Annotated in this window: 18 protein-coding genes; 11 read left to right on the top strand and 7 right to left on the bottom strand. The window is 41.1% G+C overall.

What is annotated here, in order from left to right:
• The first annotated feature begins 26 nt into the window (after window positions 1-26).
• A complete protein-coding gene (gene nth / locus AC0VZ9_RS19545; RefSeq protein ID WP_009332710.1) occupies window positions 27-683 on the top strand; it encodes an endonuclease III in 657 nt (218 codons plus the stop codon).
• A complete protein-coding gene (locus AC0VZ9_RS19540; RefSeq protein ID WP_019380438.1) occupies window positions 680-1,204 on the top strand; it encodes a YpoC family protein in 525 nt (174 codons plus the stop codon). The genes nth and AC0VZ9_RS19540 overlap by 4 nt, the downstream gene beginning before the upstream one ends.
• Window positions 1,205-2,003: 799 nt before the next feature.
• On the opposite strand, the gene AC0VZ9_RS19535 is transcribed toward AC0VZ9_RS19540, so the two are convergent.
• Window positions 2,004-4,733, bottom strand: coding sequence for a PBP1A family penicillin-binding protein (locus AC0VZ9_RS19535; protein WP_475396645.1), 2,730 nt, complete (start codon window positions 4,731-4,733; stop codon window positions 2,004-2,006).
• A 42-nt stretch (window positions 4,734-4,775) separates the two neighbouring features.
• A complete protein-coding gene (gene recU / locus AC0VZ9_RS19530) occupies window positions 4,776-5,387 on the bottom strand; it encodes a Holliday junction resolvase RecU (protein WP_009332707.1) in 612 nt (203 codons plus the stop codon).
• A gap of 197 nt (window positions 5,388-5,584) precedes the next feature.
• Here recU and AC0VZ9_RS19525 point away from each other — a divergent pair, with 197 nt between their 5' ends.
• The 3 genes from AC0VZ9_RS19525 (at window position 5,585) to AC0VZ9_RS19515 (ending at window position 8,128) form a co-directional block, all read left to right on the top strand.
• The gene (locus tag AC0VZ9_RS19525) at window positions 5,585-6,577 is read left to right on the top strand and encodes a DUF2515 domain-containing protein (RefSeq protein WP_475396644.1); all 993 of its coding nucleotides are present in this window, start codon (window positions 5,585-5,587) and stop codon (window positions 6,575-6,577) included.
• 576 nt (window positions 6,578-7,153) lie between these two features.
• On the top strand, window positions 7,154-7,417 hold the full coding sequence (locus tag AC0VZ9_RS19520) for a hypothetical protein (RefSeq protein ID WP_019379767.1): 264 nt from the start codon (window positions 7,154-7,156) through the stop codon (window positions 7,415-7,417).
• 333 nt (window positions 7,418-7,750) lie between these two features.
• Entirely contained in the window at window positions 7,751-8,128 is a 378-nt protein-coding gene (locus AC0VZ9_RS19515; protein WP_019379766.1) for a YppE family protein, read from the top strand.
• Between the two features lie 26 nt (window positions 8,129-8,154).
• On the opposite strand, the gene AC0VZ9_RS19510 is transcribed toward AC0VZ9_RS19515, so the two are convergent.
• On the bottom strand, window positions 8,155-8,370 hold the full coding sequence (locus AC0VZ9_RS19510; RefSeq protein ID WP_009332703.1) for a YppF family protein: 216 nt from the start codon (window positions 8,368-8,370) through the stop codon (window positions 8,155-8,157).
• Window positions 8,371-8,690: 320 nt separating this feature from the next.
• Between AC0VZ9_RS19510 and AC0VZ9_RS19505 the strand changes: the two genes are divergently transcribed.
• From AC0VZ9_RS19505 to AC0VZ9_RS19495, 3 genes are all read left to right on the top strand, one after another.
• On the top strand, window positions 8,691-9,263 hold the full coding sequence (locus AC0VZ9_RS19505; protein WP_019379764.1) for a YppG family protein: 573 nt from the start codon (window positions 8,691-8,693) through the stop codon (window positions 9,261-9,263).
• 236 nt (window positions 9,264-9,499) lie between these two features.
• A complete protein-coding gene (locus AC0VZ9_RS19500) occupies window positions 9,500-10,363 on the top strand; it encodes an ABC transporter permease subunit (RefSeq protein ID WP_217026228.1) in 864 nt (287 codons plus the stop codon).
• On the top strand, window positions 10,356-12,764 hold the full coding sequence (locus AC0VZ9_RS19495) for an ABC transporter permease subunit (protein ID WP_475396643.1): 2,409 nt from the start codon (window positions 10,356-10,358) through the stop codon (window positions 12,762-12,764). The genes AC0VZ9_RS19500 and AC0VZ9_RS19495 overlap by 8 nt, the downstream gene beginning before the upstream one ends.
• A 99-nt stretch (window positions 12,765-12,863) precedes the next feature.
• Here the strand turns inward: AC0VZ9_RS19495 and AC0VZ9_RS19490 are convergent, their stop codons facing one another.
• The 4 genes from AC0VZ9_RS19490 to AC0VZ9_RS19475 all read right to left on the bottom strand — a co-directional run bounded on the left by AC0VZ9_RS19490 (window position 12,864) and on the right by AC0VZ9_RS19475 (window position 16,200).
• Window positions 12,864-13,328, bottom strand: coding sequence for an Hsp20 family protein (locus AC0VZ9_RS19490; protein ID WP_009332699.1), 465 nt, complete (start codon window positions 13,326-13,328; stop codon window positions 12,864-12,866).
• A gap of 240 nt (window positions 13,329-13,568) precedes the next feature.
• Window positions 13,569-14,261, bottom strand: a complete 693-nt coding sequence (locus AC0VZ9_RS19485; RefSeq protein WP_009332698.1) for a Crp/Fnr family transcriptional regulator — start codon at window positions 14,259-14,261, stop codon at window positions 13,569-13,571.
• Window positions 14,262-14,382: 121 nt separating this feature from the next.
• Window positions 14,383-15,240, bottom strand: coding sequence for an ABC transporter permease subunit (locus AC0VZ9_RS19480; protein ID WP_226280631.1), 858 nt, complete (start codon window positions 15,238-15,240; stop codon window positions 14,383-14,385).
• Window positions 15,241-15,306: 66 nt separating this feature from the next.
• On the bottom strand, window positions 15,307-16,200 hold the full coding sequence (locus tag AC0VZ9_RS19475; RefSeq protein ID WP_019379762.1) for an ABC transporter permease subunit: 894 nt from the start codon (window positions 16,198-16,200) through the stop codon (window positions 15,307-15,309).
• A gap of 214 nt (window positions 16,201-16,414) precedes the next feature.
• Between AC0VZ9_RS19475 and AC0VZ9_RS19470 the strand changes: the two genes are divergently transcribed.
• The 3 genes from AC0VZ9_RS19470 to AC0VZ9_RS19460 all read left to right on the top strand — a co-directional run bounded on the left by AC0VZ9_RS19470 (window position 16,415) and on the right by AC0VZ9_RS19460 (window position 20,670).
• Window positions 16,415-18,715, top strand: coding sequence for a DEAD/DEAH box helicase (locus tag AC0VZ9_RS19470; protein ID WP_475396642.1), 2,301 nt, complete (start codon window positions 16,415-16,417; stop codon window positions 18,713-18,715).
• The gene (locus tag AC0VZ9_RS19465) at window positions 18,705-19,964 is read left to right on the top strand and encodes a ribonuclease H-like domain-containing protein (RefSeq protein WP_475396641.1); all 1,260 of its coding nucleotides are present in this window, start codon (window positions 18,705-18,707) and stop codon (window positions 19,962-19,964) included. Before AC0VZ9_RS19470 ends, AC0VZ9_RS19465 begins: the two co-directional genes overlap by 11 nt.
• A 328-nt stretch (window positions 19,965-20,292) precedes the next feature.
• A complete protein-coding gene (locus tag AC0VZ9_RS19460) occupies window positions 20,293-20,670 on the top strand; it encodes a CotD family spore coat protein (RefSeq protein WP_009332693.1) in 378 nt (125 codons plus the stop codon).
• Window positions 20,671-20,750 lie beyond the last annotated feature (80 nt).

Raw genomic sequence — 20,750 nt, 5'->3', positions numbered from 1 at the left:
TTGAAGATAGTAAGTTGGTGATTTCTTTGTTAAATAAAACACAAATAAGATACTGCCTTGATGCAATGGGGGAAATGTTCCCGGAGGCACATTGTGAATTAAATCATTCCAATCCATTTGAATTAGTCATAGCTGTAGCACTATCTGCACAATGTACTGATGCACTGGTAAACAAAGTGACAAAAAACCTGTTCCAAAAGTATAAAACACCCCAGGATTACCTCAATGTTTCCATAGAGGAACTGCAGGAAGATATCCGCTCAATTGGTCTTTATCGCAACAAAGCTAAAAATATCCAAAAGCTGTGCAGATTGCTTCTGGATGAATATGAGGGTGTAGTGCCGCGTGACAGAGATGAGCTGACAAAGCTTCCTGGAGTAGGCCGCAAAACTGCCAATGTCGTTGTCTCAGTGGCTTATGGAGTGCCTGCTATTGCAGTCGATACTCATGTTGAACGAGTAAGCAAAAGGCTTGGCTTCTGCCGCTGGAAGGACTCTGTACTGGAAGTTGAAAAGACATTAATGAAGAAAGTGCCGATGGATGAATGGTCAATTACTCATCATCGTATGATCTTTTTTGGGAGATATCACTGTAAGGCACAGAATCCTCAATGTGAGATTTGCCCTCTGCTAGATTTATGCCGGGAAGGCAAGAAACGTATGAAGGTGAAGCAAGCAAAATGACCGGGGAGATAGTCATTCCTGTTACAGAACAATTATGCCATTCCCTGTTTTACAAAATGAATGATTCATTGGCTGTAAAAGAAGGATCCCTTTCCGCTTATCAGCCTCTACCGCCATTTCTATATGAAGCGGCTTTTTATAGGGGCATACCTGCTGTAAGGCCTTGGGAAACCAGCGAAAAATTTATTCCTGTCTTAATGAATGAGTGGGCAGGGCAGAAACATCTTCTGGGTATGCACTTTTCGAACCGGGACCAGAAGGCAGCATTAGATCCGATGAAAGTATCTTTGGGAGTATTTTTACAGCTATTGTATTGGGCAAACAGCAAGCCGGTAAACCTTCAGTCAGATCCTGGAGAATTGCCAATAAAGCCAGTGAACCTTAAGGAACGGCTGAATTTCATTTTTGCACGACCGGCTTTTTATCATTCTTATATACAGCTGTCTGAACTAATGTCTGAAATGGAAAAGCAATATATGAAGATGCTTGCATTGGAAAAATCGAAGAGAAAGCGCCTTTAAATGATAGGCGCTTTTTTCTATGGCTAGAGAAAACAATAGCCTGCGCGAACTACAAGTCCCGCGCATAAACCCCATTAAGGCCGCGCGCGAAAGGAGAGAAAGCGCGCACAAGAAATGCGAGCGTAAAAGACCGGAACCCGCGCACAAAAGGAGGGAAAGCGCACACAACGGAAGAAATGCGAGCGTAAAAGACCAGGACCCGCGCAAACCCAAAAGTCCCGCGCATAAATCCCATTAAGCCGCGCGCAAAAGGAGGGAAAGCGCGCACAAACGGAAGAAATGCGAGCGTAAAAGACCAGGACCCGCGCCGCAAACCCAAAAGTCCCGCGCATAAATCCCATTAAGCCGCGTGCAAAAGAAGGGAAAGCGCGCACAAACGGAAGAAATGCGAGCGTAAAAGACCCGAACCCGCGCAAACCCAAAAGTATCGCGCACAACTCCAAAAAAGCCGCGCGTAAAAGGAGAGAAAGTGCGCACAAACCGGAGAAATGGGCGCACAAAAGACCGAGACTCGCGCGAATCCAAAGGTCTCAGCGCAAAAATCTCATTAAACAGCGCGGAAAGTGAGGAAACCGCGCACAAACGGAAGAAATGCACGCGCAAAAGACCGGGATCCGCGCGAACCCAACAGAATCGCGCACAACTTCAAAGAATCCGAGCGCCAAAGGAGGAAGCTGCCTACAATCACGAATTACCCGGACACAATTGTACCAATACCGTCCATTCCATAAAACCTCAGCAGGACAAAGATAAAAAAAGAGCTGACTCAACCCTGAGCCAGCTCTTCATTTCTATTTAGTTATGTGCCAGATCCATTTCCAGAACCGCTCGAGCCTGAAGTGCCGCTGCCATTGCCGTTTCCGCCGCTGCCAGTACCTCCAGTACCTCCAGTACCTCCAGTATCTCCAGTATCTCCTGTATCTCCAGCACCCGCTCCATTTCCTTCTCCGGTACCGGTGTCGCCATCTCCGGAACCTTCACCATTACCTTCACCGTTTCCGGCTCCTTCGCCATCTCCGGAACCATCACCGGAACCTTCACCTTCACCATTTCCAGAACCGTCGCCATCTTGGTTTCCGTCCTGGCCGTCTTCACCATTTTGTCCTTCTTGACCTTCCTGTTCCTCTTCGCCAGTTCCATCTTGTCCTTCACCTTCAGTTTCATCTTCTTCGATGACGCCTGGATCAGGGATTTCTACTTTTACAGAGGCAGGATCACTTTGCTGATCACCTTTAAATGCTGTTACTTTAAAGGTATAAACAGCTCCTGGCTGAGGGTTGGCAATTTTTAAGCCTTTTTCAGAAGTGACGCTAAGCTGCTGATCTCCGCCTTCATTTACGGATACCGTCACTTCAAATTGAGTGCCTTCTGCGTCTTCTGGGTATTCCCATGATAATGCAATTTCATTTGTCTCCTGGTCAAAGTTCGCTGACAGGCCAGAAGGGGAGTCGAGTTTATCAAACTTCTCAGACACTTGTGTCGGAGCATTGCCTTTTACAGCATATTCATAAATGATTTGGTCCTTAGGTGTAAATTGGCTTGCCCGTTTGGCAGGGTTGCTTCCTTTTTCAATGGCAACCTCCTCCACGGAGTTAGGGACCTTGAAGTCTTCTGTTTCTTTTCCTTCTGAAACATGTGCCATTAGACTGCTGAAAAGTCTTTGCGCAATTTTTTGCTCATCGCCTGCAGGGATATAGTTTTTTCTATCCTGATAGCCGGTCCATATAGCTGCTGTATAGTTCGTCGTATAACCTGCAAACCATGCATCAGGCACAGCACCACTAGGAATTCCCCATTCCTGTTCCTGTTCATCAGTGTAGTTTGTAGTTCCTGTTTTTCCTGCTACAGGCAATCCTTGAACATCTGCCTGTCGGCCAGTTCCATATGAAGATTTAACTACACTTTTCAGCATGTCACTAATCATAAATGCTGTATAATCTTTCATCACTACTTCAGACTCTGGTTTCAAGTCAAGCTTCGTGCCGTCACGCATTTCAATTTGCTTGATGGCATGAGGCTCAGTGTAAAAGCCATTATTCCCAAAAGCACTATATGCGCCGGCTACCTGCAGAGAGGAAACCTCATATGCGCCGATAGAATATGACTCATACATTTCTTCCATTGGGATGCCTAATCTATTGGTGAATTCTAAAGCCTTATCAGTTCCTACTTCCTGAAGGGTTTTCAGGGCCGGGATATTACGTGAACGGGCGAGGGCTTCACGCATGGACATAGGGCCCATATGTTTTCCGTCCCAGTTATTAATTTTTGTTCCGCCGGAATATGTGTGGGGTTCATCAACAATAGTCTGGTAGGTTCCCCATTTTAGATACTCGATTGCTGGGCCATAATCGACAATCGGTTTAAAAGTTGAACCAGCATGTCTTTTTTGATCTACAGCATAGTTAAACCCGCGTTTTACTTCCTGGTTGCGACCGCCGCCAATTGCTCTTATTTCCCCAGTTTTTGTATCCAGCAAAGTGATTCCTGCCTGGAATTCGTCATCTGGATACGCTACCGCTGCATCAGTGTTTAAGATGTTTTCTACGTGTTTCTGTGCATTTGGATCCAGGGTCGTATAAATTTTTAATCCATCAGAATATGGGTTAAGATCCGGGTATTTCTTTTCTACTTCATCCAAGACAACATCGATGAAAGAATCATATTTTGATTCGTTTGTTTCTCTTTTCTCTTCAGCCACAAGTGTAGATTCCACAGGAACTTTTTGGGCTGCTTCCATTTGTTCTTTTGTAATGAAACCATGCTGATTCATCAGTGAAAGGACAATATTTCTCCTTTTCTCTGCCTTGTCAGGATGATCAAAAGGATTATAATTGTTCGGGCTTTGCGGCATGCCGGCTAAGAGGGCCGCTTCATGCAGCTCCAGCTCATCTAGTTCTTTATCAAAAAAGATTTTCGATGCCGTTAAAACTCCATGCCCTTCTGACATGTAAATCTTGTTCACATACATCTCAAAGATTTCCTGTTTTGTATACTTGCGCTCAAGCTGGAATGCGAGCCAGGCTTCCTGGGCTTTCCTGCTTAGCGTTTTTTCATTATTTAAGAAGGAGTTCTTTACCACCTGCTGGGTAATCGTACTTGCCCCTTCAGAACCAAATCCGCGAGTTACGTTGGCTATTACTGCACCGCCTAATCGAATTAAGTCCATGCCATTATGTTTGTAAAAGCGAACATCCTCAGTTGCCAAAAACGCGTCTTCCACTAGTTTTGGTATGTCTTCATAAGCGACATAATCACGGTTTTCGGAGCCTACATCAGTAATGAATTCGCCCTCCATATCGTAAATCTGTGAAGAAATTGGATCCTTCAGCAATTTTTCATCAAGCTTTGGTGCGTCTTTCACCATAAAAGCAAAAGCGCCTGCTCCTATAAGCATTCCAGCAATCCCGAGGGCAATTAAAATTAGGAAAATACGTTTAAAAGTGCCTGTGCCTTTTTTTCTGCCCTTCTTTTTAGGCTTGGATTGCTGTTTGCGGCGCTCCTCTCTTGATTGATATTTTTCAGTCATATCTATGTTCATCCTTTCTTGACAATGGAACTGTAAAAAAACTTATTTAAGGGTATAAAGATAATCTATTATCTTAATATAGTCAATTCTGGGCTGAAATCCAAGCGGAATGTGGTGGCCATGCATTTCGATTTCCCCCTTGGTAATTGATTTTCTTCCCCCAGCCTTCATTCTCTCCCAGTATGAGAGCAAATAATGTGCCTCTAAAAGGAAAACTTCTTCGGTAGCAGAAAAGCGGAGAAGAACAAAACAAATCCCTTGCTGGGCTAATACCTTCTCCATGTGCTTCACCTGGTGTTCATGAAAATTCTTTAGAGGGAAGGAGGTCGTGTTCTGAGTTTCTTTTGCTTCAAAATCAATATATCTCCCTTTATACACACCATTATAATCTGTTGTTGATGCTTGTTTGAAATATGCTTCTTTAATAACTGCCGCACTTCTCTTTGGATAATCAACCTGGACGATTTGAACAGGCGTTGGTTTTTTATGAATAGTGGCTATTCCATGTTCCAGATAGAATTCATTCGTTTCGTTTATATCTTCCTCCAGTGTCATTCCACGATTGCTGTAGGTCCATTTCTTCTCTGGTGTTAATTTTTTGGCGCTATTGGGAGAAGGAGTATATCTCCTGCCATTAGGATAATGGAAATTCATGCATTCACCTCGTTTTAAACTACTCCCTATAATAACAAAAGTAAGCATGATTTGGTTGAATAAAAAGTTCTAAATAACAAAGTATATAGGAAACTCCATTTGAGCGTTACTTTCCAGTTTTATTCGTTTTACAGAGTCATTTGGAGTGTCTGCCTGCTGGCCAAATACAGACCATTCATTTTCTGAGGTGAAATGCGATGTTTCTTCCTGGGAAATTCTTGAATAGCCATGAGAAAAAGGAACAGGCAATAATGGATCATATTATGAAGATGACTGCAAAATATAACCTGGACAATATTTCAAGAACGGAAGCATATTTCAGATTTTATAAAAAGCATCCTGAGATACGCTGGGCGTTTCTTGCCTCCATGGTGTCTCGAAATGCCGGCTGGAATATGTGTGATCTTGAAGGAAACTGTTTTCCTAAATTGATAGGAAAGAAATTGCGGGACATGCTTTATATTACATATGAAAGGGCCAATTGGCTGATTTTTCAGGATGCATTTCCGCAATTGCTCCTCTATCATTATTCGACGAAAATAAATAGGCCAATGTTTCATTTATTAAAAATTTTTCGTGTATCGGCATTTATGGAACAGGAGTGGCTTTCTTTCTGGAAAAATAGAAATAAAAAGAGGTTAATGATTTCACTGATTATCAATGAACAAAATGTTATCCAAGAACCTGTAATGGAACATGAAATTTATAAGAATAAAGTTTTTCATTCATTGCTTTTTTCCTTTCAGGACTATCTTCATTTTAGTTCTGTAATCTTCCCTACTTGTAAAGGGGAATTATACGGGGCAAGTGTCAATGGTTTCCGCTCGGTGTCGAAAAGAATTGATCTTGGAAAACGGCTGGCAGAAATCTTATTTGACACCAGCTATTATGGGGACGTGTATGAATTTGCTTCAGGCACAATTCATACTGGTTCAAGACATGATTATGAGAAATACTTTGAGGGAAGACAACGGAGAACCACCCCTTTCTTACGCTGTACATACCCGATAATCACCCATCACATTCATCAATTTAATGATTGGTCCGAAAAAAAACGCATTAAAAGTAAATGGGCATCTGAATCGGTTGTCTTAAAGCACCCTGTCCATATTACCAAATGGTATTTGCATAAGCAGAAACAGCTTCATACTGCTGCAAAGCTGGGGAAATTATTTCGCTTGCTTTGTTAGCGGAAAAGTGAAAAAAAGCAAGGAATCCCTTGCTTTTTACAATGTCTATGAAATTATAAAATATAACAATGTGGATAACTTTGATGAAAAAATATCTGCATCCAGCTCCAGCGCCTAGCCCCTCGGGTCATAAGCCAAATCACTCCAGAAATCTGCGTGATTCGTCTTATGCCTGTCGGGGCTGATCAAGGCGCTTCCGCCTTTGTTCTTTTAAGTTGAAGGGCGGTCAGGGCCTTCAAGTTTCTTATTGCCATAGCCTGTTTTTGTTTCTTCCAGCTTTTTCGGCTGTGCTTTATTTTGTTTTTCTTTTTCTTTTTCTTTTTTTGCCATTACATTACACCTCCGTTAATTAGTTTGTTCAATGACGCTGTTTTCATTCTTCCGGGGGCTGTCGAAACCATGTTGCTGCCATGCAAATAAGAACTTTCTTTGACGAATCACTTCTAGTTTTGTCATGCATGGAGGAAACCTACAAACGAAATAGAATTATGTAGGCACACAGCAAAATTTTCACTGTATCCTTCGTCGTATTTATTGCAGGAAGCAAGGAGAAAAAGAAATCGGGAGGTTTTTTGTATGCAGGGAAAAATGGTAGAAAAAGATGAATTGCTGGCCATGCTTACAGAAATATATGATCAGCTGGAAGAGCTTGAAAATGTCCTGGAGTCTAATTTGTCTGGGCTTCGCCAGGATTGGTATTATGAACAGTCAGAAAAACTGGAGGTTTGCGAAAGCAGGCTGGAAGCGATTGAAGAGGGCATGACGGTAATCAGGTCTGAGGCAGACAATATAGAAGATACAAAAAGGTCAGCAGCAATGAAGCTTGAACTTGGCTTCTAAGTGGCATAGAATAGCAGTATCCTTCAGTAGCTAATGTTGACTAGCTACTTTTATTTTTTAATAAAGCGTATAAGATCTGAAGTTAGAAAACTGTCTAGCTCCAGGCGCCATCGGCTCTCGGGTCTAAGCCAATCCGTCCAAAAGGTTAAAGAGTCTTATGTATGAGGCCCACAGGACATGGAAGGCTTCGTCAGCATAAACATCGCACGACCGAAAGCGATAGCTTTTGGGAGGATGTGGGTCATGCAGACGTTGCCACCGGACGTGGCGTTTTAGTCTGCGTGCCTTTATTAAGCGGGCGCCTTCCGCTATTCTAATTGGAGTTGATGCTGAATGGTTCATGAAAATTCCCTGCTGCAAATGACAGAACAGCTGCTTGAATGTGTGGAAATCTCAGACAGCAGGTTTAAAAAGGTTAAGGAATCAGGTGAGAAGGGTGATTTTTATAATGAAGTCAAACCTTTTGCCGATGATGTTAAATCCATAAATGAAAGATGGAAAGAAGAAGCCCTGGAGTGGATTGGCATTCATAAACCCCGAAATCTTTATCCTCAGCAGATTGAATCTGCTGCTGAACATATTGAACTGGTCTCCATTCAGGCATTTTTCCCTGAAACAAGCAAAACCAGGTTCATTAATTATGTTAATTCGGCCGTGTATGTCCTAAAGCAATTGATAAAATTAGTAGGTGAAGAAAAAAAGGGAACCTGAAATAGGGTCCCTTTTTTAAATATTTCTTATGCATTTACTGAATCCTGGAGGGTGTTATCTTTGTAGCTTTCCGGAACGGCCGCTCCTTGAGCTTCAAGCTCACGAACGAGATTTCGATAATCTGTACTGGAAATTTCATTATGGATATAGGCCTTTTTAGCAAAATCCAATAATTCATTAACATTTTCAGGAGTATACTCCCGCAGCTGATGAAACTTCATTTTTAGTTCGTGAACATTCATGATATTGCCTCCTCAGAATATTGATTCGCGGAGAAATTTCTTCCCCGCAGCCCGGTAAATGAAAAAGGGGACAAGAAACTGTTTTGTTTTTTATATCCTATCATGAAAATTTATTTTTCATCGTTTTTAAAAAAATCAAACTTCCGACATGATTCTTCATAGTTAGACAAAAACGGAAACCGCTTCCATTTTTAATGTTAATTGATCCTTTCACATTCTGGGCAAAACTTTCATATATTATATTGGTGATAATTAGAAGGCTTTTGCCTGGAATTATTGCTAATATACTTATATTTTTTGAATGGGGAGGATGTTTGCCCATGTTTGGCCGAGTAATGAATAGAGCGAGCCATCTGCAGCCATACGGCCATTTAAATCAAAGTATATACATGGATCCATTTTATATGGGGCCGAATGGCCAATTTTATATGAGGCAGCAGCCAATGCAGAATTATAATAATTCTGCTGGACAGTATAACCCTTATTATTTGCCTTATAATATGGAGTATCATCAGCCGCCTCAGATGGCAGGATTGCAGCAGCAAAATTATTCACCAAATCCCTATCCGCAGCATAACTATGACCAAGGATACTACGCAAAGACCGGTTCGAAAAATGCTGGTGTTTTTCAAAACCCATTAGAATCTGAAGATTATTACGGAACTCAGGCAAGCAAGTCCGCTGCGCAGCAGATGCCGTATATGAATCCGTATCCTAAACAATCATTCATTCCTAAACAGCCATCTGGAGTGCAAAGCATTATGAATTCCTTTAAAGCCCAGGATGGTTCGCTTGATCTCAATAAAATGGTGGATACCGCAGGTCAGATGATGTCAGCTGTAACGCAAGTGTCATCGATGGTAAAAGGGATTGGCGGAATATTTAAAGCTTAACTGATCATGGCCGAATAGGCCTTTTTTTTATCTCTTATTTTAATGGCATGGAATTATATATAAAAATCAGACTTGAAAAAAAATTAAATATATTTGAAAATAAAATAGCTGGTCTATTTTTTGCGACTCCCATTGTATAGGAATTATTATCCAGGAGAATTTATCGCATGATTGACAAAATTTAGATAAAAGTGAAAAGATAGAAAAATGGCTCATGGTCATAAAGGGGGATTTGTATGGTTCGTGCTCTTCAGCAAATATTTATCATATTTATATTAATTTCGCTACTTGCGGCATTGCCAAAAATTATTTCTGTTGATCCATCAAACGGGAGTCTTGATTGGAGCTTTGAAAGTCTACCGCAGATTTATGGAGATTTTATTAAAGAAGTAAGCGGGGGCAGCCTGGGTACCTATCAGCTCGGCCGGCAAACTCGTCCTATAGCGGAGGATATTGCTGATAACTTTACTACCAGTCTGCTAATTGTATTGATTGCTGTGAATGCTTCCTTAGTTATAAGTCTTATTTTCGGGGTATTTATCAGCCGTTTCAAACTAACTAAGCTTTTTGGTGCATTCTTGAATATCCTTGCGTCCATACCCGACTTTATCATCATTGTAATGTCTATGATTCTCGCCGTTAAAATATATAAAATGACGGGGATCAGAGTGATCTCACTAAGGCCGGATGGAGGAGCCCTTAACACCTGGTTTCCAACAGTGCTCGCAAGCTTAGCTCCAACTCTATATCTATTTAAGCTTGTTTCGGTAAAATATTATCAAACAAGCGGGGAGGACTATATAAAGACTGCAGTTGCTAAAGGAATGAGCTTGAATTACATAAATTTTCAGCATGTATTTAAAAATTTGGAGCCATTTATTAAATCTGAGCTAATCAAAGTGATTTCCCTGGCGATTGGCAATCTCTTCATTATTGAACATATTATGAATGTCTCCGGCATAACTAAATTTATTTTTCAGAGCAATGAGGTCCAGCCGATCGCAATTGGCTTGTTTGCCATGCTTTTGATTTCTCTAATTGTCTATATTTCTAACAGGCTCATATTCTATCTGTTTAAACGGGGTTTTATCTATGAATAAGCTGCTAAAAATAAATTACTCCTTGATTATCGGAATTCTTATGGTTGCAGGCTTGCTTTTTTTCAGCATATTTGGACCTTATCTTGCACCGCATTCATTGACTGCAGCATTGGAAACACAATATACAAACGGGAAGGTTTTGGCCCCGCCATTAGAGCCCTTTGAATCACCCTCCTATCCGCTGGGGACAGACAAATGGGGCTACGACCTTTTGTCCATGATTTTATATGGATTAAGATACACTGTTTTTATTGCAGCTGCTGTTACGATGATTAAAATGGCTTTCGGAACAATCATCGGTTTGTATGCTGGCACATTGAAACGGACACCAGGCTGGCTGATTGCTTTTGAAAATGCCTGGAGCTATGTTCCGCTGTTTCTGATCCTGTATTTTTTCCTGGCGCCAATAAGCTTCAACAGCAGCCTTAAACAAAATGTATTAATAGTCTACTTTATAGTTATTGCGTCGGTCATCAGCATTCCCAGCATCGTATCATCTGTAAGACTTAAAACCGCTGAATTATATAAGTCCGTTTATATCGAAGCGGCCAAAGCACTGGGTGCTGGAAAACACCGTTTGATTTGGAAGCATCTATTTCCTCAGTTAAAGGAAACTTTCCTTGTTATGTTTATACTTGAAATTGTGTATGTGATTGCTCTTATGGGCCAGCTGGCGCTTTTAAATATTTTTGTCGGCGGAACCATTATGAGATTTGACCCCATCATATACCTATCAGCTACAAAAGAGCTCGCAGGGCTGGTTGGGCAGGCGAGGTTGAATATCTATGGAAACACTCATATATTAGTTGCGCCACTTGCGGTCCTTTTATATACAACAGTATCCTTCAGCCTTCTGGCAAATGGATTGAAGAATCGATTTCAGTCAAATTATCAGCGTACACCGTGGATTAGGACAGGGCATGAACCATTAATTCAGCCTTCCAGAAAACAATATGGCCGAAAAAAGAAATTTTGGTCATTTTCTGCCCCAAAAGCAGCCTTTTCTTCACTAGTCATTGCTTTTGCTGGTGCTGGAATTTATGTAATGGCAGCAAAAGATGCCAATATTGGCGTTAAAAGCGGCAGCCACTCGGATTACAACATTGATCTGAAAATGAATGGCGAAGGTTATTTCACTGCCAATGCTAATATCCAAGTGAAAAACCAATCAAATAAAGAATGGGAAGACCTTGTATTTTATTTCATTCCAAACGTTTTTGCAGAGGGACATACATTTGATTCAGTCGAGGGAACATCTGAGGCAGATATCGGGAAGGTAACAGTGAACGGGCAAAAAGCGTCATTTATGCTAAAGGGTGATACGTTAACCATAAAGTTAAAACCTGAAATGAAAGATAAAAGAAGACATAATGTAAAGATCGAATATGGATTTACAGTCCCTGACAAAGGCAGCCGCTTTTCAAAAGTAGACACAAACTATTATCTTGCTCAATGGTACCCTATGGCTGCAGTTTATCAAAAAGGCAAATGGAATAAAGAGCCGTATATGGAAGGACTGGAAACATTTCATACAGGCTTCTCTGATTTCAACGTTTCCTATAAGCTTCCGAAAGGGTATTCTCTGGCTTCCACAGCAGACAAAGATCCTGCAGAAGGGAAGAATGAAGGGCATATTAAAGCCAAAAAGGTCAGGGATTTCTTCATTGCTGTCATGAAGGATATGGAAGTTCATGAAACGGAAGCGAAAGACGGCGTGAAGGTCAGATTGTTTTCAAGAAGCAATCATGACAAAGACCCTGTAGCTTCATTGACACTGGCCAAAAATGCATTAACATTCTATCAGGATCATATTGGAGACTACCCGCATGAGCAGCTTGACATCGTTTTAGATGATGGACAATTTATGGAATATCCCGGTATTGTAACCATTAACCCTTATATTGATGATAAGAGATTTTATGATATATCTATTGTTCATGAAATTGCGCATCAGTATTTTTATGGAGTAGTGGCCAATGACCCCTACAATAATGCGTGGATTGATGAAGGAATTACTGAATTTGCCACCTCTATGTATTTCTATGCAGGTCAAAACCAGGCTGAAAGACAGGCATTTGGCATTTCCCATTTTCGAATGGAGGCCATTGAAGAAGCTGGACTTGGAAGGCAATATTCAAATGTGCCGGTTAATGAGGTAAAGCATTCAGGCTATATCTATGGGCAGCCTTCTCTGGAGATTTTACAGATGATTCAGGAAAAATATACCCTAAAAGGAGAATCCCCTAAAGCCGTGGGGATGCAGTTCCTGTCAGATTATTATCAAAATTTCCGTTATAAAGAGGTCGATACAAAGGAGTTTATATCCTTCACAAAAGATTACTTCAGTGTTCCGACCGGTTATTTCAATAATTGGATTGATACATCTAAACTAGACAGCTAATTAGTTCATTTAAACAAAAACAAGCAGTCATTGAGCCTGCTTGTTTTTGTTTAACCAGGCCGCATTAGTGAATTAATTTTACCTGGCTTGCAGGCAGGATCAGCTTTCATCGATTACGATTCTTTTTCCCTGCTGCTTTGGCACCGTGATTTGCAGAAGGCCGTTTTGGTAAACTGCCTTTACTTTCTTTTCATTAACTGGCTGGGGAAGCGGAACGGTCCGGCTGGAACGCTGCATGCTTTGCTGTCTTCTAAAGATTTTATTTTTCTCATCCTCTTCTGTCACCATCTCAGAGGACTTGACAGAAATGGTTATATAATTGTCCAGGATGTCAATTTGTATTTGCTCTCTATTTATTCCTGGAAGTTCTGCACTAATGATATGTTCTTTTTCGGTTTCCGCAACATCGACATGAAAGGAAGAAGAATTTGGGAAGGGATTCTTAAAGAAATCATCCATGGTCTGCAGAAATCCTCTAACGGGTTTTTCATGAAAAAGCTGATTCATCGATTTCATTAAATCACCAAAAGGCTCATTTCGGTCTTTTTTCTTTGGATCCTCCATATACATCCATCCCCTCTCAAACAGGATTTTTCAACATATCCTATGCTGCCAATTGGGTGGATGTTCCTGTTGAGCAAATAAGGTTAAAAGAAAAGCGGAAGCGCCCTTTGGAACAAGTAAAACCGCTTGTTCCTGCGACTGCGAGAACCTCCAAGGAATCTTTCCTTTGGTGCTCACGGCCGAAACCTCGAGGGAGTAAACGCTTGAGCTGGAAAATAGAATAAACCGCATAGGCGGTTTTTAAAAGATTGTCTCTAAGAGCTGATCAGGGTTTATGATTAAATGTCCATCCTGATCTGTTTCAATTAACTTTTCTTTTTTCATTTTGGTTAAAGTCCTGCTGACCGTTTCCCTTGTAGTGCCAATCATATTGGCGAGGTCTTTATTGGTGAAGTCCCCTTTTAAAAGAAAGCTGCCGTTTTCAAGCGTTTTTCCATGCATTTTGGCTAGACGGACAAGTAATTTGATAATTTGTTCATAAGTATTGTTTAAAATTTGCGCTTCCAGCCGCTCCTGAAGATCAACAATCTTCTCGCCCAGAACTTTAAACACCTTAATGCATAGCACGGGATTTTCAATTAGTACCTTTTCAAATTGCGAAATTGGTACAACGACGAGTTGAGCATTTTCAAGCACCTCCGAAAAAGCCGGATATCCCCCTTTTCTGAAAAATCCTACGTGAGGAAACATCTCGCCTTTTGTTAAGATGGCAACAATCTGCTCTTTTCCATTAATATCACTTCTATAAATCTTAACTCTGCCGTTGTTAATAAAATAAACATTATCCAGCGGGTCATCCTGAAGAAAAACATGGCTTCCTTTTTTCCAATCCCGTGAAATTGATATCTCTACCACTTTATCGAGCTCTTCATTGTTCAGTTCTTTAAATAGAGAGAACTGGGAAAGAACTCCCTTAATTTCTTCTGCTCTCATAATCCACCTCTTGCGTCTGTCCTATAAAGCTTATTGTAACAAAAAACATTCTTAACGTTCATATAAAGAAAAGCTTATTTTAAAATCAGTTTCCTTAAAGAAGATAGTCCGGCTGGGACGTCTAAATATATCGGACCTTCTTGGTGAAAAATGATTTTAATCCCTGAGCGAATATATTAAACGTTAAGATGGCACAGGTCATTGCAAATGCTGGGAAGAAAGGAATCCAAATCGGGCCTCTTATATCCTCAAAGGCTTTCATCAGCATCATAGGCCAAGAAATCGAATTATTGACCAATTGCCAATCTCCTCCCATGGATTGAACTAAATCCTGGGAAATAAAAATGCCGACAAACCCTAATTGACCAAGTAAAAACATGACTTTTCCAAGGTCTGTAACCATATATACAAGAAGCTTGCTAAATAGAAAAGGCAGATAGTATGTTCTGAAAAGCCTGTATGGTGAAGCTCCAGCAGCAATCCCTCCATATATATATTCTTTGGAAGAAATCTGATCAAATTCCAGCTTTATCATTTCTGCGGCACGGGGCATTTCTGCCAGACCTATAATTAGGAGCAGGAATAGGGGCCGGTGTTCAGTTAACAAAAATGGCGGAAGCATGGCAAGAAGCATGACAATGATGATGGTCGGAATATATGACAGCAGTCCATTAAGCCATTTAAGGAAGAGGTGTGTACCCATCCATTTTTTGTGCGCAAGAAAGGAGAGCGGAATTGCCAGTGTATATCTCAGGCCAGTTATACAGGCGACCAGCAAAATGGTTTCTTTTGCGCCCAATATAATCAGGCTGAGTAAATCCCTTCCGCTTTTGTCAGTGCCGAATATGTATTCCTCTGATGGCGGATAAGGCGGTATAACGGGCTTTTTATCCTCATTAAGGATGTAAGTAATCTTTGTTAACTCGCGGTCTACAAAAGGAAGATAAGGTCCGGCAAACGTGATTGCCAATAGTAGCATCAGAAAAACAGTTCCTGTGCAAAATAGGGCATGTCTCTTAAACCATATTAAAACGCGCATACTCCATCACGCCCTTCCTTTTGGCATGAGCCAGAATTTTGCTATCTGTGAAAGGATAATAGTAATAAACATGATAAAGAGAAAAGGGAGCATCAGGGACAGTGCCTTAATTTCATCATTAGATGTTATGCTGAATAGAAGCTCCTTGCCTGCCCCATTATAGCCAGCCAGCTTTTCAATGATTGGCAGACTGGATAGGATATAGAGCATCACCAGCTGCGCCTGGTTCAAAATGGGGGACCAGCAATTCCATAGCATATGCAGGAGTGCTTTAAAGTCGCCAAGCCCTTTTGCATAGGTGGTGCGCACATACTCTTCGCCCATTTCATTTTCAAGTGCAGCCGAGGTAAAACGGGACATGTGAAGAAATGGAAACACGGATAAAGAAATGAGCGGCAGTAAAAAGCTATACCAATTTTCATGCCCATATAGCTTAAAGTAAGGAAGCCCTTGCTGCATCAACAGAATCAGAAGGTATTGAATGGCAATAAAAAGAAAAAAATCGGGTATGGAAGAAAACAGCCAGGAAAGAAAGTTCTGAAGCTTCCCGGAAAATTTTTTTCTCCTGTAAAATTGGAGTGCACCCATCAGTGTGCCAAGCAGCATGCTGACCATGAAGGCCGGCAAAATAATCTTAATGCTGCGCTTAACAAATATCGCTGATTCCTCACTGACTGGGCGTCCGCTCCTTGCATCACCCAAACCTTTTTCAGTTACTATATAAACAGTGAAATCTTGTATTCTCTCTTTATATAATTCAAAGCTAAAGGGGTAATCCGCTTCAACATGAAATGCCGAAAAAACAGCTATTTCTTGTTCCCGGGGAAGAAGAAGAATCAGGATAAATCCAATTAGAATTAACAAAAACACCGCTGCTGATTTTAAAATGCTGTAAAGCATGGCTTCACCTCTTAAAAAAATGAAAAATATACATAATATTGTCCTATATTTAGAACTTTCAGTCAATTTTTCCCATGAAGTCTAATTTAGGGAATTGAGGACGAAGGATTTTAGAGTTTAATAGAATATTTCCATAAAAAGTTAATGGGATTTAAGAGTTTGCTCTGTTAGAACGAACGTTTATTCGCTAGAATAGGGGTATGAGGTGAAATAGATGAAAGTGCGTAAAAATCTGCCTGAAATCATGAAAGAACTTATATCTGAACAGCAATATAAAGATAATATTGTCCATTGGCATACAATAGAAGAAAAAGAGGCTAAGACTGCCGGCCTTCCGGAAGACATACATCCGTCTTTAATAGAAGCATTGCAAAAGAGGGGCATTACAAGGCTTTATACACATCAAAAAACATCTTATCGGACAGCCATGAATGGGGACAGTCTTGTGGCAGTTACTCCAACGGCCTCAGGCAAAACACTTTGCTACAACCTTCCAGTCCTGCAGACGATCGTCAATGATCCAGATGCAAGGGCGCTTTATATGTTTCCGACAAAAGCCTTGGCTCAGGACCAAAAAAGCGAAATCAATGAAATCATCCAGGAGTCCGGATTGGATATCAATTCCTATACATACGACGGGGATACACCAGCAAATATTCGGCAAAAGGTACGCAGGGCTGGGCATGTGGTTATAACAAACCCGGACATGCTTCATTCGGCGATATTGCCCCATCATACAAAATGGGTGTCTTTGTTTGAAAATTTGAAGTATGTGGTCATAGATGAACTTCATATTTACAGAGGGGTATTTGGCAGTCATGTAGCCAATGTCATACGCCGCCTTAGACGGATTTGCCGTTTTTATGGAAGTGACCCCATTTTTATCTGTACTTCTGCAACAATTGCAAATCCATTGGAACTCGCAGAAAAGCTTACAGAAAAGCCGATGAAACTTGTAGATAATAATGGAGCCCCGAGCGGGAAAAAACATTTTGTATTTTACAATCCTCCTATTGTCAATAAACCGCTGAATATTAGAAGAAGCGCTACTCTAGAAGCGAGAAAGCTCGCAGGTGAACTACTGAAAAATAAAATCCAGACCATTGTGTTTGCAAGAAGCAGAGTCAGAGTCGAGATTCTGCTGACATACCTCCAGGAGCTTGTAAAGCATAAGTTGGGACCTAAAGCCATTCGGGGTTATAGAGGCGGTTATCTGCCAACTCAGAGGCGGGAAATTGAAAAAGGACTTCGTTCAGGGGAGATTTATGGAGTTGTCAGCACAAATGCGCTTGAGCTCGGAGTGGACATCGGACAGCTGCAGGTTTGTATTATGACCGGATACCCCGGTACAATTGCCAGCTCATGGCAGCAGGCTGGCCGTGCAGGCAGAAGGCATGGTGAATCGCTTGTCATCATGGTGGCAAGCTCCAGTCCGCTTGACCAATATGTTATTCAAAACCCTGATTACTTTTTTAATAGAAGTCCTGAAACAGCCAGAATTAATCCAGATAATCTTATTATTCTGGTGGATCATATCAAGTGTGCAGCCTATGAGCTTCCTTTTAATGCCGGGGAACGTTTTGGCACCTTTGAAACTGAAGAGGTATTGGAATACCTGGCAGAAGAAAGGGTACTGCATCAAAATGGAGATAAATTTTATTGGATGAAAGACTCATTTCCTGCCCATAACATCAGCCTCCGTTCAGCATCACAGGAAAATGTCGTTATAATCGATCAATCGGATATCGCGAATGTGAAAGTTATTGGCGAAATGGACCGCTTTTCCGCTATGACCCTTCTGCATGAAGAAGCAATCTATCTCCACCAGGGGACCCAGTTTCAGGTGGAAATGCTTGATTGGGAAGAGAAAAAAGCATTTGTCCGCGAAGTGGATGTAGACTATTTTACAGATGCTAACCTGGCAGTTGAGCTAAAGGTGCTGGAACAGGATAAACTCAGATCATCCACCATTGGGGAAGTAGGGTTTGGGGATGTAAGTGTTGTGGCAATGGCTACGATCTTTAAGAAAATTAAGTTTGAAACACATGAAAATATCGGATCCGGTCCAATAACACTTCCGGAAGAAGAACTTCATACAAGCTCAACCTGGCTTTCGTTTAACAAGGAATCCTTAAATTATAAGCAAGACCGGCTTGAGCAGGGACTCATCGGAACAGCACATGCGCTTAAACATATTGTGCCTCTTTTTGTTATGTGCGATCCTCAGGATGTTCATGTTGTCCCACAGGTAAAAGCGGCCCATAATGAAAAGCCGACGATCTTTTTTTATGACAGGTATCCCGGCGGGGTAGGGCTAAGCGAGAAGATTTTTGGGGGAATAGAACATATCATGCACGAAACGATGGAAATGGTCAGCAGATGTTCATGTGAGCATGGGTGTCCTTCCTGCATTGGAACTGATACCTCTTCAGAAACCGCGAAAAAAGACGTACTCAGGATTCTCAGCTCTTTTAAAAATGGAGTTAATCGAGCAGGTGATAGACTTGTCCATTAAAAACAAACTGAACAGGCTAAAGGGCCATCTCGGTACAGAGAAGGATAAACAGCCATCACCCGTCAAGTTGTCAAAGAATAATATCGATGTGCCATTTAAAGAAGTATGGGAAGCCGAAAGTGTCTATCCATATTATTTTGAAGACTCCTATTGCCTTGTGAGGGAAAAGGAATATAGCCTTGATCAAATGCATGGAATCTATTCTTTTGGCCAGTTTACAGCGGCGGTGGAGGCCTGGAATTCTTCAGGCATCAGGCATCCGCTGTCTGCTGCCGGACATGGGCCGGAAAATCTTTTCTTCTTTGATACAGAGACAACAGGCTTAGGCGGAGGGACTGGAAACACTATTTTCCTGCTTGGCCAAGCCAGTCTGCACGGAGATAAAATAAAGCTGAAGCAGCATATCCTTCCTCATCCTGGAGCCGAGATTCCATTGTATAAAAGCTTTCTTGAAAGCATTGATTATTCAACAATGGTGACATACAACGGGAAGGCTTTCGACTGGCCGCAGGTAAAAACGAGGCATACCCTTCTGAAGGAGCATGTCCCCAAACTTCCTCCATTTGGCCATTTTGATTTGTATCATGCAGCAAGGAGAATGTGGAAGCACAAACTCGAGAGGATAAAACTTACTGCAGTGGAAAAAGATGTTTTGGGGATCGAAAGAAAGGATGATATTCCGGGTTTTCTGGCACCGATGATCTATTTTGATTTTGTGGAAAGAAAAAATCCTGAAGGAATGCTGGGAATAATTAAACATAATGAAATAGATATTTTGTCCCTGATCAGTCTTTATACACATCTTTCTTTCCAAATAATGCAGCTGGATGAAAAACAGACTCCCCGTGAGGTCTATGAAGTAGGAAGATGGCTTTCGACATTGGGTGAATCTTCACAGGCGAAGACAGCCTTTAATAGAATATCTGAAGGAGAGTCTTCTGAAGCTTCGGATGCCAGGTTTGCACTGGCTTTTGAGCATAAGAAACATAAAAATTGGGATGAGGCGGCAAAATTATGGAAGGATATTGCTGAAAAAGGCTTGATGAATAGGAAGGTAATATCATGCATTGAACTGGCCAAGATCTATGAGCATCGCTTAAAGGATATAGGCCAGGCAATTATATATGCGAAAAAAGCTTTTAACATGATGAAAGATATCTCAGGTGGCGAAACAGAAAAGCTGAAAATAAAACAGGAAGAATTGCATCGGCGGATTGTACGGCTTGAACGAAAGTTTAATCGAACTTAAATTTCCCTGTAACATAATTTTAATATACCAGACAAAAAAATCCACTATTTCCTAGTTGTATGTACTTCTTCTTACAGGTAAAATTATAACTTGTGTGGTACTTTTTTAGGAATTTTATATAGTGAGGCTGGTAAAATGTATAAAGCAATCTTATTTTTATTCTTCCTTGTGATTTTCACTACAGCAATCGTTTTCTCCAATTTAAAAGACAGTTTCTACAGCATGCTCTAAGGCTAGTACCTAAAAAATAGGTGTTTTCATTAGTACAAGATTACTCTTTCTCACATAGGTTGTTAATGTAAAAACAATTTGGAAAGGGGATCTTTACATGTTTTGCAGACCAAGACCTTCGCAGGTGATGCCTGCTGTTGTTCATCCGACAAAATGCTGTGTAACTCATTCGTTCCAGAACATTGTGGTTCCACACATTCATCCTACACATCATACTCATGTAAACCACATTAACTATGAGAATCAGCATTCTTTCCCGCATACTCAGTCAAATGTGAACCAGGTGACACAATCAAATGTTAATATGGGACCAAGACCAGGCGTGGCAGGTGCATATAGCCCAGGAATGGGTCCAGGTATGGGAATGGGCCCAGGTATGGGAATGGGTCCAGGATATGGCGGACCAGGAACTGGCGTAGCAGGAGCATCAACCGGAATGGGGCCAAAACAAGGGCCGAGTTTTTCCGGCAGATAATCAACAAGGGCTTTATGCCCTTGTTTTATTTATATAAATATCAAATGGAAACTTAAATGAGTCCCGGCCAGATTTCTTTA

It is taken from the genome of Cytobacillus sp. QJM3NY_8, from assembly GCF_056173585.1.
Note: the sequence above shows the minus strand (reverse complement) of the source record. Positions and strands in the feature narration are given on the sequence as shown.

Excerpts from the sequence above, each read along its gene's own strand:
- AC0VZ9_RS19525 (WP_475396644.1), top strand. The coding sequence starts at position 5,585 with ATGTTTCTTCCTGGGAAATTCTTGAATAGCCATGAGAAAAAGGAACAG.
- AC0VZ9_RS19470 (WP_475396642.1), top strand. The coding sequence starts at position 16,415 with ATGAAAGTGCGTAAAAATCTGCCTGAAATCATGAAAGAACTTATATCT.
- AC0VZ9_RS19505 (WP_019379764.1), top strand. The coding sequence starts at position 8,691 with ATGTTTGGCCGAGTAATGAATAGAGCGAGCCATCTGCAGCCATACGGC.
- AC0VZ9_RS19490 (WP_009332699.1), bottom strand. The coding sequence starts at position 13,328 with ATGGAGGATCCAAAGAAAAAAGACCGAAATGAGCCTTTTGGTGATTTA.
- recU (WP_009332707.1), bottom strand. The coding sequence starts at position 5,387 with ATGAATTTCCATTATCCTAATGGCAGGAGATATACTCCTTCTCCCAAT.
- AC0VZ9_RS19515 (WP_019379766.1), top strand. The coding sequence starts at position 7,751 with ATGGTTCATGAAAATTCCCTGCTGCAAATGACAGAACAGCTGCTTGAA.
- AC0VZ9_RS19475 (WP_019379762.1), bottom strand. The coding sequence starts at position 16,200 with ATGCTTTACAGCATTTTAAAATCAGCAGCGGTGTTTTTGTTAATTCTA.
- AC0VZ9_RS19480 (WP_226280631.1), bottom strand. The coding sequence starts at position 15,240 with ATGCTACTATTGGCAATCACGTTTGCCGGACCTTATCTTCCTTTTGTA.
- AC0VZ9_RS19520 (WP_019379767.1), top strand. The coding sequence starts at position 7,154 with ATGCAGGGAAAAATGGTAGAAAAAGATGAATTGCTGGCCATGCTTACA.
- AC0VZ9_RS19540 (WP_019380438.1), top strand. The coding sequence starts at position 680 with ATGACCGGGGAGATAGTCATTCCTGTTACAGAACAATTATGCCATTCC.
- AC0VZ9_RS19510 (WP_009332703.1), bottom strand. The coding sequence starts at position 8,370 with ATGAATGTTCACGAACTAAAAATGAAGTTTCATCAGCTGCGGGAGTAT.
- AC0VZ9_RS19495 (WP_475396643.1), top strand. The coding sequence starts at position 10,356 with ATGAATAAGCTGCTAAAAATAAATTACTCCTTGATTATCGGAATTCTT.
- AC0VZ9_RS19460 (WP_009332693.1), top strand. The coding sequence starts at position 20,293 with ATGTTTTGCAGACCAAGACCTTCGCAGGTGATGCCTGCTGTTGTTCAT.
- AC0VZ9_RS19535 (WP_475396645.1), bottom strand. The coding sequence starts at position 4,733 with ATGACTGAAAAATATCAATCAAGAGAGGAGCGCCGCAAACAGCAATCC.
- AC0VZ9_RS19485 (WP_009332698.1), bottom strand. The coding sequence starts at position 14,261 with ATGAGAGCAGAAGAAATTAAGGGAGTTCTTTCCCAGTTCTCTCTATTT.
- AC0VZ9_RS19500 (WP_217026228.1), top strand. The coding sequence starts at position 9,500 with ATGGTTCGTGCTCTTCAGCAAATATTTATCATATTTATATTAATTTCG.